Annotated in this window: 12 protein-coding genes; 7 read left to right on the forward strand and 5 right to left on the reverse strand. The window is 62.1% G+C overall.

Translation table 11 applies throughout. The features are described 5' to 3' along the window. Positions 1–625 precede the first annotated feature (625 nt). From ASE48_RS25085 to ASE48_RS25095, 4 genes are all read left to right on the forward strand, one after another. Positions 626–949: a hypothetical protein gene (locus tag ASE48_RS25085; RefSeq protein ID WP_156409353.1), complete on the forward strand. Its 324-nt coding sequence runs from the start codon at positions 626–628 to the stop codon at positions 947–949. 589 nt (positions 950–1538) lie between these two features. Then, complete coding sequence (locus ASE48_RS25090) at positions 1539–3242, forward strand: SIR2 family protein (protein WP_156409354.1); 1704 nt, start codon at positions 1539–1541, stop codon at positions 3240–3242. A 2-nt stretch (positions 3243–3244) separates the two neighbouring features. Continuing rightward, a complete protein-coding gene (locus ASE48_RS32880) occupies positions 3245–3808 on the forward strand; it encodes a hypothetical protein (protein ID WP_156409355.1) in 564 nt (187 codons plus the stop codon). Further along, positions 3808–6210: an AAA family ATPase gene (locus tag ASE48_RS25095; RefSeq protein ID WP_162264268.1), complete on the forward strand. Its 2403-nt coding sequence runs from the start codon at positions 3808–3810 to the stop codon at positions 6208–6210. The genes ASE48_RS32880 and ASE48_RS25095 overlap by 1 nt, the downstream gene beginning before the upstream one ends. Positions 6211–6410: 200 nt before the next feature. Here ASE48_RS25095 and ASE48_RS33900 read toward each other — a convergent pair whose 3' ends face one another. After that, positions 6411–7646, reverse strand: coding sequence for a DUF7373 family lipoprotein (locus ASE48_RS33900; RefSeq protein ID WP_442928758.1), 1236 nt, complete (start codon positions 7644–7646; stop codon positions 6411–6413). Continuing rightward, on the reverse strand, positions 7640–9202 hold the full coding sequence (locus tag ASE48_RS32885) for a pentapeptide repeat-containing protein (protein WP_162264269.1): 1563 nt from the start codon (positions 9200–9202) through the stop codon (positions 7640–7642). The genes ASE48_RS33900 and ASE48_RS32885 overlap by 7 nt, the downstream gene beginning before the upstream one ends. A gap of 668 nt (positions 9203–9870) precedes the next feature. Between ASE48_RS32885 and ASE48_RS25100 the strand changes: the two genes are divergently transcribed. Together ASE48_RS25100 and ASE48_RS25105 are read left to right on the forward strand one after the other, a co-directional pair. Then, positions 9871–11769 (forward strand): flavin-containing monooxygenase, encoded by a 1899-nt coding sequence (locus ASE48_RS25100; protein ID WP_057169853.1) that lies wholly within the window; start codon positions 9871–9873, stop codon positions 11767–11769. 2 nt (positions 11770–11771) lie between these two features. Next, positions 11772–12797, forward strand: a complete 1026-nt coding sequence (locus ASE48_RS25105; RefSeq protein WP_057169854.1) for an alcohol dehydrogenase catalytic domain-containing protein — start codon at positions 11772–11774, stop codon at positions 12795–12797. Here the strand turns inward: ASE48_RS25105 and ASE48_RS25110 are convergent. Together ASE48_RS25110 and ASE48_RS25115 are read right to left on the reverse strand one after the other, a co-directional pair. Next, positions 12794–14368 carry an FAD-dependent monooxygenase gene (locus tag ASE48_RS25110; RefSeq protein WP_057169855.1) on the reverse strand — a complete coding sequence of 525 codons (1575 nt, stop codon included), beginning with the start codon at positions 14366–14368 and terminating at the stop codon, positions 12794–12796. The two genes, ASE48_RS25105 and ASE48_RS25110, sit on opposite strands and share 4 nt — an antisense overlap. A 21-nt stretch (positions 14369–14389) precedes the next feature. After that, positions 14390–14842: a MarR family winged helix-turn-helix transcriptional regulator gene (locus ASE48_RS25115; RefSeq protein ID WP_057169856.1), complete on the reverse strand. Its 453-nt coding sequence runs from the start codon at positions 14840–14842 to the stop codon at positions 14390–14392. A 112-nt stretch (positions 14843–14954) separates the two neighbouring features. On the opposite strand from ASE48_RS25115, the gene ASE48_RS25120 reads away from it, so the two are divergent. After that, positions 14955–15359 (forward strand): organic hydroperoxide resistance protein, encoded by a 405-nt coding sequence (locus tag ASE48_RS25120; protein ID WP_057169857.1) that lies wholly within the window; start codon positions 14955–14957, stop codon positions 15357–15359. A gap of 15 nt (positions 15360–15374) precedes the next feature. On the opposite strand, the gene ASE48_RS25125 is transcribed toward ASE48_RS25120, so the two are convergent. Further along, positions 15375–16718: an APC family permease gene (locus ASE48_RS25125; RefSeq protein ID WP_057169858.1), complete on the reverse strand. Its 1344-nt coding sequence runs from the start codon at positions 16716–16718 to the stop codon at positions 15375–15377. Positions 16719–16723 lie beyond the last annotated feature (5 nt).

Consider the following 16723-nt stretch of genomic DNA (forward strand, 5'->3'; position numbering starts at 1 on the left):
GCGGCTCACGCAAAGTACGCCAGCGGAGTCCGGAGATCATGCACTCAAAAATGAACTCGATCCGAAACGATGAAGTCACTCAACAACTCGCGCGACAGTTGATAACCCGTTGTGGGGAACCGACATAAGCGGAGGGTACCGCCGTCTATCAGGACGGAATCCCGGCGGCCGCGACCCGTCCCGGAAAATTGGGGGGACGAAAATGAGAATTGGACATCAAACTTGAGAAGCCACAGCGCACCGGAGGAACCGCCACAGCTACAACGACGACCGGCGCGGGGGCCACGCGGCTGTCGATTCTCAAACTGGATGGCTTACGTCACCGCCTGTAGCTTCGCCTTTGCAGGTTTGTCACAGAGGTGGCGCGCCAATTTTTGTCACACGACTGGAAAAAAATAGAGCTGTACGGTGGTGCAGGATTGCCGGATTGGGCTGGATGCGGTCACCGATCAGTTCCAGCGATGAGTACAGAGCGGTCGTGGCACGAGCCGTGCGGAATCACTTCGTCGCGCAGTATCTTCGACGACGAAGCAATGCGAATAGCGCAGACCGCTTTGGCATTCAGTGGGCTGCCGGTTGTCGCTGGCCCCGAGATGCCCCGGTTGCAGTTGGTATAGGCGGCGGCGTGGACGGTCCTTTGGCGATACTCACAGATCAGGTGATTTGTCCTGGGGGTGGTGTCGCAATACTTTTGCTTGACCACAGCCTGCCGCTGATTGCGACCGCTGATAGGCCGTGGCAACAGAACCTGTCCGATGGGACGCGCCACGCGCCGTTCCACCGGGCACCGGGCACCGGGCACCGCAATTTCTACCAACGGGCGAAGGAACAGACTCTCGGCCTGTCTGATGATATTGCGAAGCTCGCGAAAGCCAAACGCGTGCCCGGTGCGCTGAAGAAGGACTTTTGCCGCCAGGTCGACAGCGTGGTCGCTATTGCTCCAGAGTGACTCCGGGCTCGCAGCTGCACGAATTCGATGACGGTCGAGGCGCTCGGACTACCTCGCAGCGCCGGGACGCGGTCTCACGCAGTGCTCGCCCGCCGCTTGGGATGAACTCATCCGAGAGTCGGGCCTCTATCCCGAGGCCGAGGATGACGAGGGGAGGCACCGCCGCGCCGACCGTGCCGCCGTTGAGGACCCCACCTCGGGCGGCCTGCCGTAGCAGCGATGAAGGTGATCGAATGCACCTGCGACATCGGTCGGTAGGTCCGGCCTGCGGAAACTGCCATCACAGCCGCTCAGCCCGCGCGAGCCGCGACGAGCTGTACACAGTCGGCTGCCGACCGCCGGCAGACGTGATCCGAAAGGCTCGCTATTCGCGGGAGTCGATGAGATCCCAATCCCGGCGCGCACCTGGCCGCCGTGCCGGTCGGTGGGGGATGGCGGCTGCCGGCGAAGGCGGAAGCCTCGATGTACCGGCAGAGTGGAATCTCGCTGACGACTGGATCTCGGAGTTCCCCCGGAGGCGGGACCTTTCACGTACCGCGACCACGCAAGCATAGCGCAGCTAATATCACTCCATGGGGGATCAAACTCGGTGACACCGACACCACGAAACACCGTTTCAGAAGTCCTGGACTGCTTCGACGATGAGTTTGCCGACGTCGCCTCGGCGTTCGCTCGAGGTGATTACGTGCTATGGCTCGGATCGGGAATCTCGCGGGACGTCGTTCTCAACGTGCCGGCCTTACTTGAACGCATGCTGGATTTTCTGCAGTCAAAAAGCGACTCCACAGATCCCGTATGCCGGTTCACCACGGCTCTTGAAGAAGTCCTACAGGTTGCGGGGGTAGACGCAGACTCCATCGATCTCGCCGCAGCAGTTGGCTCATGGCCGAACCTCGACGACATCGTCAGCCGTCTCGTCGATCGGTACTCGTATGTACTTGACGTTCAGGTCGAGGGCGAACCCGAGGACTATCTCGTTTGGACTGGTCTCGACGTTTCCACAACATACGGCGCCCCCGACCTTGAACCCGACGTTGAGCACCTCTGTGTTGCAATACTGATGATGGAGGGTGTCGTACGGTCGGCACCCACAACAAACTGGGACGGTCTCGTAGAGGCAGCTATGGAACGTCTTGCGGGCGGCTCGAATCGCAACCTGAAGGTGATCGTGGCAGCTGAAGATTTCACCGCACCGGACAGGCAGGCCGAACTCGTCAAGTTCCATGGCTGCGCGGTTCGAGCCGCGAACGACCCAGCGGAGTACCGCGACCTTTTAATCGCGCGCATCTCGCAGATTTCCGGATGGACCGAAAAACCAGAACACCAGATGATGAAAGACCGGCTGCAGTATCTATTCGCCGCTAAGCCTGCGTTCATTGTCGGTCTCTCCGCACAAGACGCGAACATCCACACCTTTCTTCAAAGAGCAGTTCAACATCTGCCCAGGACCTGGCCGATGGCGCCGCCCGCCGTCGTGTTCGCCGAACATGATCTTCATCAGCACCATAAGCTCGTGATGAGGTTGACCTATGGCGACAGCTACCACCCAAACCGTCACGAGATCGGCGAGTCCGCCCTACTAGGCGCCTACGCCAAACCCGCCTTACTAGCTCTTGTACTGTTTACCGTCGCCGACAAGTTGTGCATGCTGATCGGTCAAGTAACGGAGCTCGCCATGCCTGGGCCCGAACTTGATCTGCTTCGAGCGGACGTGCGAAACGCTCGAAACCTTGTTGGCCAGAACGGCAATCCTGCTGACCGAAGCTTTATGGAAGCTCTAGTATCGATCATCACACTCGCTCTGTGGGTTTTTCGCAGAGGCGAGGTTCCCAACGCCGCCCCGTATCTAGCCCTTTCTTCCAGTCCAATAGCGGACGCTACAGAGGATCCCGACTATCCAAGCGCGGCCTTGGGGCGGTTTGCCGTGTCCTACGCGCTTCTCGCGCGCGGGGCCGCTAACGGTCGATGGTCAATTGAAATCGGGAATATCAAGCAACCAGGTGACGGCGTCGTTCGAGTGCGAACAGGCGGACGCTGCTCCAAAGTCTTCATAGCGCGCGACATGCGGGTTCTATCTGACCTTCAACTCGCCGGAATTATCGATCTTGACGATCCCGAAGTGGTTGTCGCACACGCGGAAGCAATTCGTGCGCCGGCGGCCCGTTCCCCGCGGACGCGCTACGGCCGCACCGGCAACGGCGGCGCCCGCCAGATCGATGTCGAATCGCTGTGCGCCGAAGCCTCTTGTGCCGAAAATCTTTTCGACTCCTTCGCGCTAGTAGGTGCGCTTTGAGCGTGACTGCTATCGAGTCCGTACTTGAAGTGCTCACCGACGCCGATTTCGAACGCCTACCCAAGCCACTCATGGTGGCTGGAGCCAGTTTCGCTTTCGACGCCGCGGTCAAGGGCACACGCACGTCAAACGACCTAGTGGTTGTCGCAACCAACGAGACGCCCGCACCACATATTGCACGACTGCTATCTGCGCTCAGTCGCACGCTAGACCAAGTGCGTTCCCGCCGTCCGGTCACCCTGATCCTTCTCGGATTGAACGCCAACACACAACCGATGGCAAGCCTCGAAATGCATGCCCGTGTACTGACCATCGCCAGCGCATCGCCCGACGTTCACGAGATCCGCCGCGCAATCGCAGTACTGCTACCTCTAACGCTCCCGGATAGGACGTCATCTGGAGAGCCACCGCTCACTGTCGTCGCACGGAAATTGGGCAGCTCACTATCGGATGAGCACAAGCAGTTTATTGATGCGGCCCAAATTGGACCCAATGCGGTACAAGAACGACTACGTCGATTTATCGATGAAGCAGCAACCGGCCAGTCTTTTGAGGGGACCAAATAGTGACTGACGTCCCCCTGAAATCCATCTCGATTTCCGACTTTCGCCGCCTCAATGGCACGCGAACTCTGCCACTCGACGCGCCAATAGTGTTGCTGCACGGTCATAACGGCGCAGGAAAGACAAGCTTGCTGTCAGCGTTGGAACTCGCCCTGACTGGCGAGATTCGCAGTATGCGCCGACACGACCCGCGATACACCGCTCACCTCCCGTCACATGGAAGTGAGTTTGCAACGCTCAGCGTCGAGGTTTCGGACCGTCTCGCCAGGCCGGGCGCGAGCGGCCGAATGACAGTGGGCGGCAGTCACATCGAAGGCGCGCCAGCGCTCAATCGAAACGAGGCCCAGTTCTACACTGAGCGGTGCTATCTTGACCAAGTCTCGTTAGGGCAACTACTCGACCTCTATCAGTACCGCGAAGGCAAAGAGGAGTCGGCCCTCGCCCGCTTCGTCAACGAACTTCTGGGACTTGAGCAACTCGATGCGCTTCGTTTCGGATTGGCCGACGCAGACGACATTCGTCGGCTGAAGAAGCTTTCAGATGATCTCGCGAACACTGATGCTGATGCGCGCGATGCTGCGTCTGAGCTGACGGAGCTTACCGAAAAGCTCAGTACCGCGAGGGACGATTTGACGACTTCACAAGATCGACTCGTTGAAGCGATGCGCGCCCTGGGTCACAACCAAACGGACTTTGGCGACGCCTATAGCGAGGCGAGAACCTTACTGCAGGCGACACGACCCGAAAGGGAACGTTCAGATGCTGCGGCGCTGCGTGATTCAGTTAGCTCGCTGGGCGGTCGTATCGAGAGCTGGTCGATCCGGCCTTCAACTGTCGATCTGAACGGGGCGCGAGACGGTGTCACCGAAGCGTCTGTCGTCTTAGAGAATTGGCGCCGCCTCCACGGCACAGCCATCGATGATTTGCATGCCGATCTCGAACGACTCAACGTGCCGACTTCATCGCACACCGCTAGCGCACTCTCAGAGACTCTCGCCGTAATTGACCAACGCCTCACTGAGCAGAGCGAACTCGCAATCGAGAACGACAGATTGGAAACGCAACTCGCGCAACAGCACGCTCTACTTCGCGAACTTCAAGACCGTCTGTCGGACGCCCAGGAACGGGCAGGATCGTTGGCCGAGGGTTTGGCGGCTCTTCGAGAGCACGCCTCCGACGACGTCTGTCCCGTGTGCGACCGGGCATTCGGCGAGGTGTCCACCACGCATCTCACTATCCACATCGACCGCAAAATCACAGAGCTGACTAACCAAGGGAGACAACTTCAGTTGTTGCGCGCTGAGCGCGACAATGCGTCGAAGGCGGCGCAAGGCTCAGCGCAAAATCTGGAGCAACTTAGGCAGCGTGTTCTAGACAAAGAAAGACTCAGCGATCTTCGGACACGCCGTGCGGCTGCCGCCAATCTTCGAGAGCGCGTTGAAATTATCCAGCCGCTCATCGACACGATGCATAAGCTTGAGACGGCGCTTGATGCTGCTGAAACCAGATATCAAGAACTCGAATTTGTTGCTCAAGAAGCCAGCACAGTTCATGCGGATCTCCAGGACCTTGCCGACCAACTCGGCGTCAGTGGTCCCCTGCTGGACGAAACGCTGCAAGATGGTTGGCGCAGACTTGCAAGGACCGCCCGAGAGCGAGCAGTCGCCACCGAGACGCTTGAGGCAGCTCACATCGCAGCCGAACAGAGGTTGCGGCACGTCCAACGCGAGTCCGCCCGGGTTGCCGAACTCAAGGATGCGGTCGCAGCCGCTGCAGTACGAAAGGCAACACTGGAAGCGAGGGTTCAGGAAGCAAAGCGCCGGCAATCCATCGCGAAAGAAGTACAGCAGGCTGCCTCGTTGGCGCGGACGGAGATTGTTCACCGCGTTTTCACTCGGTCACTAAATGACGTATGGCAGAGCGTTTTTACGCGGCTTGCACCGCGCGAGGACTTCATTCCTGCCTTCGGAATTCCGACGACGTCGAAGTCATCCCTAGCGCTGACATTGGAAACGGTTCACAGATCCGGGATGGTCGGCGGGTCGCCGCAACTCATGCTTAGTGCAGGAAACCTGAACACGGCGGCGCTGTCCTTGTTCATAGCCCTGCACCTCGCCGTCGAACCGCTCATCCCCTGCCTCGTCTTCGACGACCCAGTCCAATCGATGGACGAAGTTCACGTCGCACAGTTCGCCGGGTTGGTTAGAGTGCTAGCAAAGCAGCATGGCCGCCAGGTAATTATCGCCGTTCACGAGCGGGAGCTTTTCGAGTATCTCGCGCTTGAACTGAGCCCGGCCTTCGAGGGGGACGAGCTCATCACGATCCAGCTTGACCCGACGTCAGAGGAAACTCGCCGACCAGTGCAGCGGATCGGCTGGTCGCCAGATCCCGCGATCGCGGTCTAACTGCCCATACCAAGCCACTTCGTAGTGCGGCAATAACTCGCAAACCTGCGCATCAATCAGGGAGTACACCCGCCAAACGCACTTCACTGAGCTGCCGGCCACACAGGCTCCGAGCTTGATATCGACTGCTGTTGCAGCGAAAGCCGCCACCGCCACACACTTTGACGAGGACGGCCCGGGACTGCCCTGCAACTCGTCCGCTAAGTGGGCGTCAGGAGAAGATACTGCGCGGCGAGTCGCTGCTTTGCATCCTTCTCCTCACCCCACGAGTCGATTGCATAATGGCCTACATGTGCGACACAGTAGAAGTTATCCTCGGCTGAGCTACTACCAAAGCCCACGCACGAACTGCCGGGTACCTTAGCTACATCGCCGCGTCGCACTCCGTTGGCAGACGCTTCGTCGTAGAAGAAGTGGGCGATTTGTTCTGCGCCGCTTGCGGTCTCCGTTTCGTACACCCCCGTTGCTGCTCTGGCCGAGCGACGTAGACGTGCGTTGCGGAACGTTTCGGCCGACCTGGTGGCGTCCCTTTCGAAGTGCAAAGTGCCTCGCAGGCCATAAACCGCACGGTCGGTGGGCGACGACTGTGCGGCGCTTACAGGTATCGTCCGGGCCAGCAGACCGGTCGGATCGACTCGAAGTTTTGCGAGCTGGTCTTCGGGGGTTGGCGTGAACTGATCGATTAGATCCGACTGTAGGTCGATGGTTTTGGAGATTAGATCTGACGCCGGCACAGGACCGCCTGGAGACCATGCCTCTTGGATCAAGAGGTACCGGCCGCGCGCAATGAATGCAAGTATCGAATCCCTCGCCGGCGAGCAGCAATCAGGATATCCCTTCCAAGTATAAGTTGTCACGTCTGGCCGCGAGGCGATTGGAGCTGCGGCCGACAACCTTTGTTCATTAGCGGCTAGCTCCACAAGCTCGCGCACGGTATCAATCGCGTGGCCCGAGTCCGGAAATACTAGAACAGAATTCGTAAGGAACGCGTCTGCGTTGCCGCGCCTGCTGCTCGTAAACCCAGCCAGGTACTGGTGCCTAAGGGCCGCCCCCGAGACTGGCCATGGGAGCACCGAGTCTACCGAGCTTCCGCCATCCAACGCCATAACTTGTCGTCCGAGACGGGAGAATTCGGGACTTACCTCCCAGGGGCCGAGCACGAATTCAGCCAAACGATGACTTTCGATCAAGGATCCTAGTGCGCGCGTTCTCGCCTCCCCTAGACCTTGGATTGGAATGATCGAATACTCGCCGGTATCGGGATAACCCTGCTTGCCGCCATCGACCTGTTCGGCAGGAGAGGAAGCGCCACATGCAACCAGCAGGGTCGACAGAAGTAGTGTACAAATTGTTCGAAAAAGGCAAAGATCTGCTTCCGCAACGAGCGCAAGATTACGACGACCGTCAATACCGACAAGCGCTTCTCGCTTCAGCATTGATTCAAGATCCGATCGTTGTTCAAATAGTTTAGGCTATTGTAATTACTGTAGTTTCCTGCACCGTAGTAATAGTCATTAAAGTACCCGGGGTAACTGTATAGATTATTGTCATACTGGTCCGCGCCGTCCGTTGGAGAAATTTGATTCGTCGAGTCGGGACTCGGCCCACCTTCGGATCCGGGCCGTGATGCGGACGGCGGCGCGATATCGATTCGAACGACACCATCTGGACTAGTCTCGATCGTCACCCGATCCTTCGGATCGGGGAGCGATGGCGGGGGCGTAGGTTGCGGATTGCCAGCAGGGAGGTCGGGCTTCTGCGGCGGCAGAGGGGACGGAACGACGGTCGGCGCTACTGTCGGCCTGACCTCGTCTGGCCATAACGTCCAACCGTCCCACCGCGCTCCGTGAAGCTGATCGCGGTCCAACTTTGCCTCCCTGAGATCCGCTCCAGAGAACTCTGCATCAACGAGGTTTAAGCCTCGAAGATCTGCTCCTCGCAAGTTTGCGTTCCGAAAGTTGATCTTCGGCCACGGTTGACCGCTGAGAGGGTCCTCGAAGGTTAGTCCCCGAAGGTCGACTCCCCTCAGATCCGCCTGCTCGAAGTTGATCCATTGGACCACCGTGATATCGCGCATGCTCGTTTCGGCGTTGAACTCCGCTCCCACGAAAGAACTGGCGGTAATCTTCATGCCGTCCATGGTGGTACCAGCGAACACAGCGTCCGGTATTACCGATTGCCACATAGTGGAGTCAGTGAGGTCAGCGTTATCGAACCACAGCGACGGTCGAGGACCGCAGCTGCGCCGAACCCAAATTCTGCTCAGATCTGAATCACTTAGGTTCGCGTCGCGAAAACTCGCACCAGCGATGTTTAGACCTCCCTTGGCGATACTATCGATGTACTCGACGTAGTCAGACCCGTTGGTTAGTATCTCGCTGCCGCTTGCACCGAGTCTCGCGTGCCGAAGGCTCGCGCTGTCGAATGCAGAGTCGCCAAGATCAGCACCGTTGAGCCGCGCGTAGTCTAGGCGACTGCGCTCCAAATTTCTGGCATAAAGGCAAGCGCCAGTAAGGTCGACGAAACTTGTCGCATTGTTAGCCCAGCGCCCGGAGTCCGACTTGTTTGCCCCTGCGGCCGATCCACCTGAATTCTCTGGTTTCTGATCCGCGAGAATCTCAACGGCTGCAGCTAGATCAGGGTTCTCGGCCAAGCCGACCCTTCGGCATTCATGGCCTAGCTTGCGGGAATCTACCCTGACGAAACCCGCCAATGCGTTTTTCACGGCGTTACGGTAATCCGGTGATTCCTTAGCAATCTGCTGCAACGCATAGATTGCACCAAGTCGCTTTCCCGTCCCATCCGAGTTGAGCAGCTCGACCGTGTTTGAGAAGCGGTCGGCCAGCTGCCCTTTACCCGAGAGCGCTAGGTCACCGAGATCGGACACCGTTGTGAAAATGACACTCGCTATGGAGGCAACCAGTGCGATTACAGCTAACGTGTTCGTGAAATTGCCACCGCCACTAGGTTCTCCGGTGTCTGATGCCGTCACCGACACATGTTCGCACAATCTACCGCTCCGTGTGCATGTAGTTTGACACGGTCAGGGCTGCGTCTCACCCGGCTACTACTGAACGATCGTGGACAGCGGAGAGCGACTTCTAATCGACACCATTTCATTTCGATACAATTGCACTTTTAAGTTCTTGCTTGCCCAGACATTAGACGCGCACCATACGCGATCCAGCAGCCGGCCTCACCGCACGCGCGAACTTATCCAATTGGGGTGGACCATTCGTAAGAATGTTCTCACTCCATCTTCTCTAACGAGCATGGCGATCTTGGCCGTGTACGTGGGGTGTGTGCCTGCGCTGTGGTTTCTTGAACCATCCTGGATCTGGTGGAGATCAAGGTCTCCGTCCAGACCAGGACGGTTCATAGACGGTTAGCGCTACATTCAGCTTGGCCCACTGGGGTGACAGCTTGGGCACAACGCCGCGATGCCGGCGCTGCTGTTATGGATGCTGCCGCTCTATGGCGGGTGTTTGAGGGCGGTCCATCGGCGCGAGCATCCCCAGACTGACTAATAGGTCGGTCATGCAATTTGCGGCTCCGCCATCTTCGCCATTTCGGCTGGCCATTCGCCACGCAGAATGGCAATCGACAGCCGCGGCCAGCCACCCTTGCCCCATAACGCAACGCGCCGTAGCGTAACTCCCCGTGACGCGCAGCTTCCACGCCGGACAGCCGTTTGACACCTCCGACGCCGATATCACCGCGGCGCTGGAGCAGGTCAGCATCCCCACATTGCTGTTGTCGCTGGTGCACCTCACCGGTGACCCGCGCTTCATCCGCGAGTTCAAGCAGGCCGGGCTGTTCCTCAACGAGGTGCAGGGCTTCATGTCCGAGGAGGACAAGGCCCGCGCCCGCGCCGAGGCGCTGCCGATCATCGGCGCGTACCGCGACCGGGGCTGCCATATCCCCGACCCACTGTCCCCCGAACTGGTGCGGGAGATGTTGGACTGGGCGGCCTGCGAAGCGGTCGGCGAGGAGAACCTGCCGCTGGTGCTCGAGGAACTCGACCTCGACGGCGTCGATCCGCGCCGGCCCGCCAAGCTCGACGACACCGGGGACTTCCACGTCGTCGTGATCGGCGCCGGGGAATCCGGAGTGCTGGCCGGCGTGCGGCTCAAGCAGGCCGGCATCGGCTTCACCATCCTGGAGAAGAACGCCGGACCCGGCGGGACCTGGTGGGAGAACAGCTATCCCGGCGCGCGCGTCGACGTGGCCAACCACTTCTACTGCTACAGCTTCGAACCCAGCAACCACTGGGATCACTTCTTCGCCGAGCAGCCCGAGCTGCGCCAGTACTTCGCCGACGTGGTGGCCCGCCACGACCTGGGCCCGCACATCCGGTTCGACACCGAAGTGCACTCGGCCAGCTGGGACGGCGACCGCTGGACGATCGACACCGGCAACGGAACCTTCACCGCCAACGCCGTCATCACCGCCGTCGGCCAGCTCAACCGGCCCAGCCTCCCGGACTTCCCCGGCGCGGAAACCTTTGCCGGACCGGCGTTTCACTCCGCCGCCTGGGATCACAGCGTCGATGTCACCGGCAAGCGCGTCGCGCTGATCGGCGCGGGCGCCAGCGGGTTCCAGATCGCGCCGGCGATCGCCGACAAGGTCGAACACCTCACGGTGTTCCAGCGCACCGCGCAATGGATGTTCCCCAACCCGATGTACCACGAGCCCGTCGCCGATGGCGTGCGCTGGGCCATGGAGCATCTGCCCTATTACGGCCGCTGGTACCGCTTCCTGCTGCTGTGGCCCGGCGCCGACAAAGGCCTGGACGCCGCCATCGTCGACCCGGAATACGCCGACCAAGAAAACGCGGTCAGTGAGATCAACGCGATCGCCCGGATCATGTTCACCGACTGGATCACCACCCAGGTCGGCGACGACCCCGATCTACTGGCCAAGGTGCTGCCCGACTACCCCGCCACCGGCAAGCGCACCCTGCAGGACAACGGCAGTTGGCTGAGCACCCTCAAACGCGACAACGTCGAACTGATCCGTACCCCCATCGACCACATCACCCCGACCGGCGTCGTCACCACCGACGGCGCCGCGCACGATGTCGACATCATCGTGTACGCCACCGGTTTCCGCGCCACCGAGGTGCTGTTCCCGATCACCGTCACCGGACGCGACGGCGCCGATCTGCACGAGACATGGGGTAACCGGCCCTACGCATATCGCAGCATCGCGGTGCCGGGCTTCCCGAACTTCTTCATGACCTACGGCCCGGGCGCGCACCTCGCGCACGGCGGCAGCCTGATCCTGAACTCCGAACTGCAGATGCGCTACATCAACCAATGCCTGCAGCGCCTCATCACCGCGAGGCTGCGGACGCTGGAGCCGCTGCCGGAGCCGACCGCCGAGTGGCACCGGCGTTCCCAGGAGGAGATCCGCAAGACCGTGTGGGCGCACCCATCCATCAAGCACTCGTATTTCAAGAACGCCGACGGCGAGATCCATACCGTCAGCCCCTGGCGGCTGAGCACCTATCACGCCGCCGTGTATGAACCCGTCTGGTCGGATTTCCGGGAGGAATGAGCATGCGTTCAGTGATGGTCGACGCCAGTGGAGCGGTCAGTGTGGAGACCCGGCCCGACCCGGAACTGCCCGGCGCGGACGGCGCCATCGTCAAGGTGGAAGCGGCCGCCATCTGCGGATCCGACCTGCACTTCTTGGAAGGGCACTACCCGATCTTCGAGCCGGTCGCGCTCGGGCATGAGGCGATCGGCACTGTGGTCGAAACCGGTCCCGAGGTAACCGGTTTCACTATCGGCGACCGGGTGCTGGTGTCCTCGGTGGCCGGCTGCGGGCGTTGCGCGGGATGCGCCACCCATGATCCGATCCGCTGTGTGCACGGTCCGCAGATCTTCGGTTCGGGGGCGCTGGGCGGCGCGCAGTCCGAACTGCTGGCGGTTCCGGGTGCAGACTTCCAACTGCTGAGGATGCCGGACGGGATCAGCACCGAACAGGCCCTGCTCCTCACCGACAATCTGGCCACCGGCTGGGCGGCGGCCAAACGCGCCGATATCCCGCTCGGCGGATCGGTCGCGGTGATCGGCCTCGGCGCGGTCGGCATGTGCGCGTTGCGCAGCGCCCTGACTCTCGGTGCGGCAACGGTGTACGCCGTCGACCCGGTGCAGACACGACGTGACCGCGCGCAGGCCGCGGGTGCGGTACCCGTGTCACCGCCGGCGGCGCAGACCATCCGGGAGGCCACCGGCGGCCTCGGGGTGGATTCCGTCATCGACGCGGTCGGCACCGACACCTCCATCAATGACGCACTGGACACCGTGCGCACCGGCGGCACGGTGTCCATCGTCGGGGTGCACGACCTGCAGCCCTACCCGCTGCCGGCGCTGGCCTGCCTGATCCGCAGCCTGACCATCCGGTTGACCACCGCACCGGTGCAGCAGACCTGGCCGGAACTGGTTCCCCTGCTGCAGTCCGGCAGGCTGAACGTGGACGGAATCATCACCACCACAATGCCGTTGGACGACGCGACCGCGGGTTACGACGCCGCCATGTCACGAGCGGGAGATCACCTTAAGGTGCAGTTGGTGCCCTAGCGGAACGTCCGCTGGAGGTATCCGGTCAGTGAGTCGGCCGCGGCCGGCCCGACGTAGCCGAGGTGTCCGTCCGGACGGACCACGATCGCCGTCGTCCCGTCGACACCGTAGGCCTTCGCGAAATCTCCGTCGGCATCTCGCAGCAGCGGCAGCACCGTGGCGTCAACGGCGGCGTCGGCATGAGCAACCACGTAGACATCGATCAGACCGTTGGAGGCATCCTGCGCGGCGGCCGCGGCCACCTCCAGCAGGTCGAAACTCGCTGTGGCATCGGCATACAACACCAGGGTGTGCCGGGTGCCAGCCAGCAGTGTGTATAGCCGCACCGGATCGGTCTCGGCCGCGCGGGTCAATCCGCGGGCATCGGGCGCGCGGCCGCCGGCGCCGTCGGCCACGATGGGACTGTCGGCATAACTGATCAGCAACTGGGCCTCGCGACGGATCACGAAGGACGGATCGTCGGAATCGGCGCCGATCCCCTCGCGGGCGCTACGCACGGTGCGACCGACCACCTCCTCCCCAACCGGCCGACGCTCGGCGTCATAGCTGTCGAGCAGCCCCTCGGCCGCATCACCGGTCACCGCGAGGGCCAGCTTCCAGGCCAGGTTGTAGGCGTCCTGGATACCGGTGTTCATGCCCTGAGCGCCGGTGGGCGGGTGGATGTGCGCGGCGTCGCCCGCGACGAACGCCCGGCCCCTGCCGTAGGCGTTGACGATCCGGTGGCTGATCCGGAAGACCGAGGACCAGCGCATGTTGCGGGCCGTCGTCGGCTCCGGGGACAGCCTGTCGAGAACCGCTTGAATGTGGTGCAGCTGCGGCGGATTGCCGCTCTCGAAGCCGTGCTGCACACCGCCGGTCGCCTCGGTGGACAGATCCGAGGGCACCAGCATCGACATCCGGTAGCGGCCACGGCCGGGCAGCGGGATGCACACCAGCAGGTCATCGATCTTGCCGTCGGTCTGGTGCATCGCGCGGATGGCGTAGCCCGCGGGCTGCGACCAGTCGACCTCGACATCACCGAGCATGTACTGCTCTTCGAACGCAGCGCCCTCGAAGGTCAGGCCAAGAGTCTTGCGGACCACGGAATGGGCACCGTCGGCACCGAGCAGATACTGGGCCCGCACGGTCTGCTGACCGATCTCACCCTCGAGGGTGGCGGTGACACCGTCGATATCCTGCTCGAATCCCGCCAGCCGGACGCCGCGTTCGATGGGGACGCCACGGGTGGCCAACTCCTCGCGCAGCACCCGCTCGGTGCTGTACTGCGGCAGACCGATGAACCCGAACGGGACATCTTCGGGCAGGGCGAAGTCGACCTGCCCGGCGGGTTCACCGTTGACGTAGACGATCTGTCCGCGGAAGGGCACGGCCGCGTCGAGGATCTGCCGCAGGATACCCATCCGCTCGAAGACTTCGAGCGTCCGCGGTTGCACGCCAACCGCTTTGGCGTACTGCGGCGGCTCGAGCAGCGGATCGACGATCCGGACTGCCACACCCCGGCGGGCGAGTTCGATGGCCGCGGTCAGCCCGATCGGGCCTGCGCCCGCGATCAATACCTGCGTGTCGGTCACGCCGAGAAGTATGCCCGAGCCTCAGTCCGTGTGAGCACTTTCCTGGACATGTGCACGCAGGTTGTCCCGCAGGTTCGCGATCCCCTTCTGCAGAACGCGGAACTCCTCCGGCGACAGGCCGGTGGCCGCCACGAGGTCCATCTCCAGGCCCTGCTCACGCAGCGCCCGGCCGGCGTCGGTCAGGCTGATCACCACCTGGCGCTCGTCCTGGGCGGACCGCTGCCGGGTCACGTACCCGACGGCTTCGAGCCGCTTGAGGATCGGGGTGAGCGTGTTCGATTCCAGGAAGAGCTTCTCGCCCAGGCCGCTGACCGTCTGGTGGTCCTCTTCCCACAGCGCGACGATCGCCAGGTACTGGGTGTAAGTGACGCCGAGCTTGTCCAGGATCGGTTTGTAGGCCTTGCCGTAGGCGAGGTTGGCCGAGTACACAGCGAAGCACATGAAATCCGACAGTTGGGGCGACGTAGGCTTCATGAGCCAATTGTAGCGTGTCCGATTAAATCGGGAATGAAAGAAAAATTCGCGGAGTTCTACTCAGCAGTCAGCCCGGAACGACCGGGCCGACCCGAAACCTGAGGAGCCAGCCATGACCGTTCTGTACACCGCCGAGACCCACACCACCGGTGGTCGTCAGGGTGAGTCCTACAGCTCGGACGGCAACCTGGACATCCAGCTGACCCCGCCCGGAGCCACCGGCAGCGGCACCAACCCCGAGCAGCTCTTCGCCGCCGGATGGTCCGCCTGCTTCATCGGCGCCATGGGCATAGCCGCCGCCTCGCACAAGGTGAAGCTTCCGGCGGAGACCGCTGTCGACGCGCAGGTCGATCTGCTGAACAACGACGGCGCGTTCGGGCTGGCGGCCCGGCTGAACGTGAGCGTGCCCGGCGTGGAGCGCGACGTGGCACAGGCCATCGTCGACGCCGCGCATCAGACCTGCCCGTACTCGAAGGCGACCCGCGGCAACATCGAGGTCACCATCACGCTGGTCTGAGTCTCGCCCGCCGGCCTACTCCTTGAGATCCAACGTCGGGGTGGGCCGGCGGAACAGCCGCGTCACGCCCAGCAGCCAGGCGAAACCGACTGCCAGCCAGATCAATCCGGTGACCAGGGTCATCACCGACAGGCTGGTCCACAGCCACACGGTGAGAGCGAAACCGATGAGAGGCAGGATCAGGCTGCCGATGACCTGGCCGCCGGAACGCTCTTTCAGATCCACGAAGTAGTGCTTGATCACCGACAGGTTCACCACCGAGAACGCCACCAGCGCACCGAAGCTGATCAGTGACGCCAGGGTCGCGAGGTCGATCACGATGGCCAGCAATGACACCACCGACACCACCAGGATCGCGTACACGGGGGTGGCGAACCTGCGGGAGACGTACCCGAACACCGCGCGCGGGAGGATGCCGTCGCGCCCCATCGCGAAGAGAATGCGGGCCACCGAGGCCTGCGATGTGATGGCCGAACCCAGCGCTCCGGCCACATAGGCCGCGGTGAAGAAGGTCACCAGGAAGTCGCCACCGGCAGCGGCCATCACGTCGAGCGAACCGGAGTCGACATCGGCGAATTCGTTGGACGGGAACACCGCCTGGCCCAGGTAGGACAGCACGATGAAGATCAGGCCCGCCGACACGGTGGCGATCATGATGGCGCGCGGGACGGTGCGTTTGGCGTCCTTGGCCTCCTCGGACAAGGTGGACACCGCATCGAAGCCGAGGAAGGACAGGCACAGGATGGCCGCGCCGGCGAAGACCGGGCCCAGACCGTCGGCTGTGCCGTCACCGGTGAACGGCGCCGCCAGGTCGACGGTGCCGTTGCCCGCCAACGAGGCGCACACCAGCACCGCGAAGACCACGATGAACACCGCCTGGATCGCGATGATGAGGAAGTTCGCGCGTGCCACCGAGACGATGCCGACGATGTTGAGCACCGTGACGATTGCGATGGTGACCAGGACGATCACCCAGGCCGGCAGCGCCGGAATGGCCGCTTCCAGGTAGATCCCGATGACCAGGTAGTTGATCATCGGCAGGAACAGGTAGTCCAGCAGCAGCGCCCACCCGGCCAGGAAGCCGACCGGCGCGCCGAATGTCTTCTGCGTGTAGGTGTATGCCGATCCCGCCACCGGGTACGCCGTCGCCATTCTGGCGTAGGACCGCGCGGTGAACACCATCGCGACCAACGTCACCACATACGCCAGCGGCAGCCGGCCACCGCTGGTCTCGGTGACGATGCCGTAGGTGGTGAACACGGTGAGCGGCACCATGTAAACCAGGCCGAAGAGCACCAGCGAGGGCAACCCGAGTACCCGTTTCAGCGAGCCCTCGGTGTCGGTGTCGGTAACGGACATGGGAT

Source organism: Mycobacterium sp. Root265, from assembly GCF_001428895.1.
Lineage (GTDB): Bacteria > Actinomycetota > Actinomycetes > Mycobacteriales > Mycobacteriaceae > Mycobacterium.

Coding starts and splice junctions, on each gene's coding strand:
- ASE48_RS25120 (WP_057169857.1), top strand. CDS start 14,955: ATGACCGTTCTGTACACCGCCGAGACCCACACCACCGGTGGTCGTCAG.
- ASE48_RS33900 (WP_442928758.1), bottom strand. CDS start 7,646: ATGCTGAAGCGAGAAGCGCTTGTCGGTATTGACGGTCGTCGTAATCTT.
- ASE48_RS25105 (WP_057169854.1), top strand. CDS start 11,772: ATGCGTTCAGTGATGGTCGACGCCAGTGGAGCGGTCAGTGTGGAGACC.
- ASE48_RS25125 (WP_057169858.1), bottom strand. CDS start 16,718: ATGTCCGTTACCGACACCGACACCGAGGGCTCGCTGAAACGGGTACTC.
- ASE48_RS25115 (WP_057169856.1), bottom strand. CDS start 14,842: ATGAAGCCTACGTCGCCCCAACTGTCGGATTTCATGTGCTTCGCTGTG.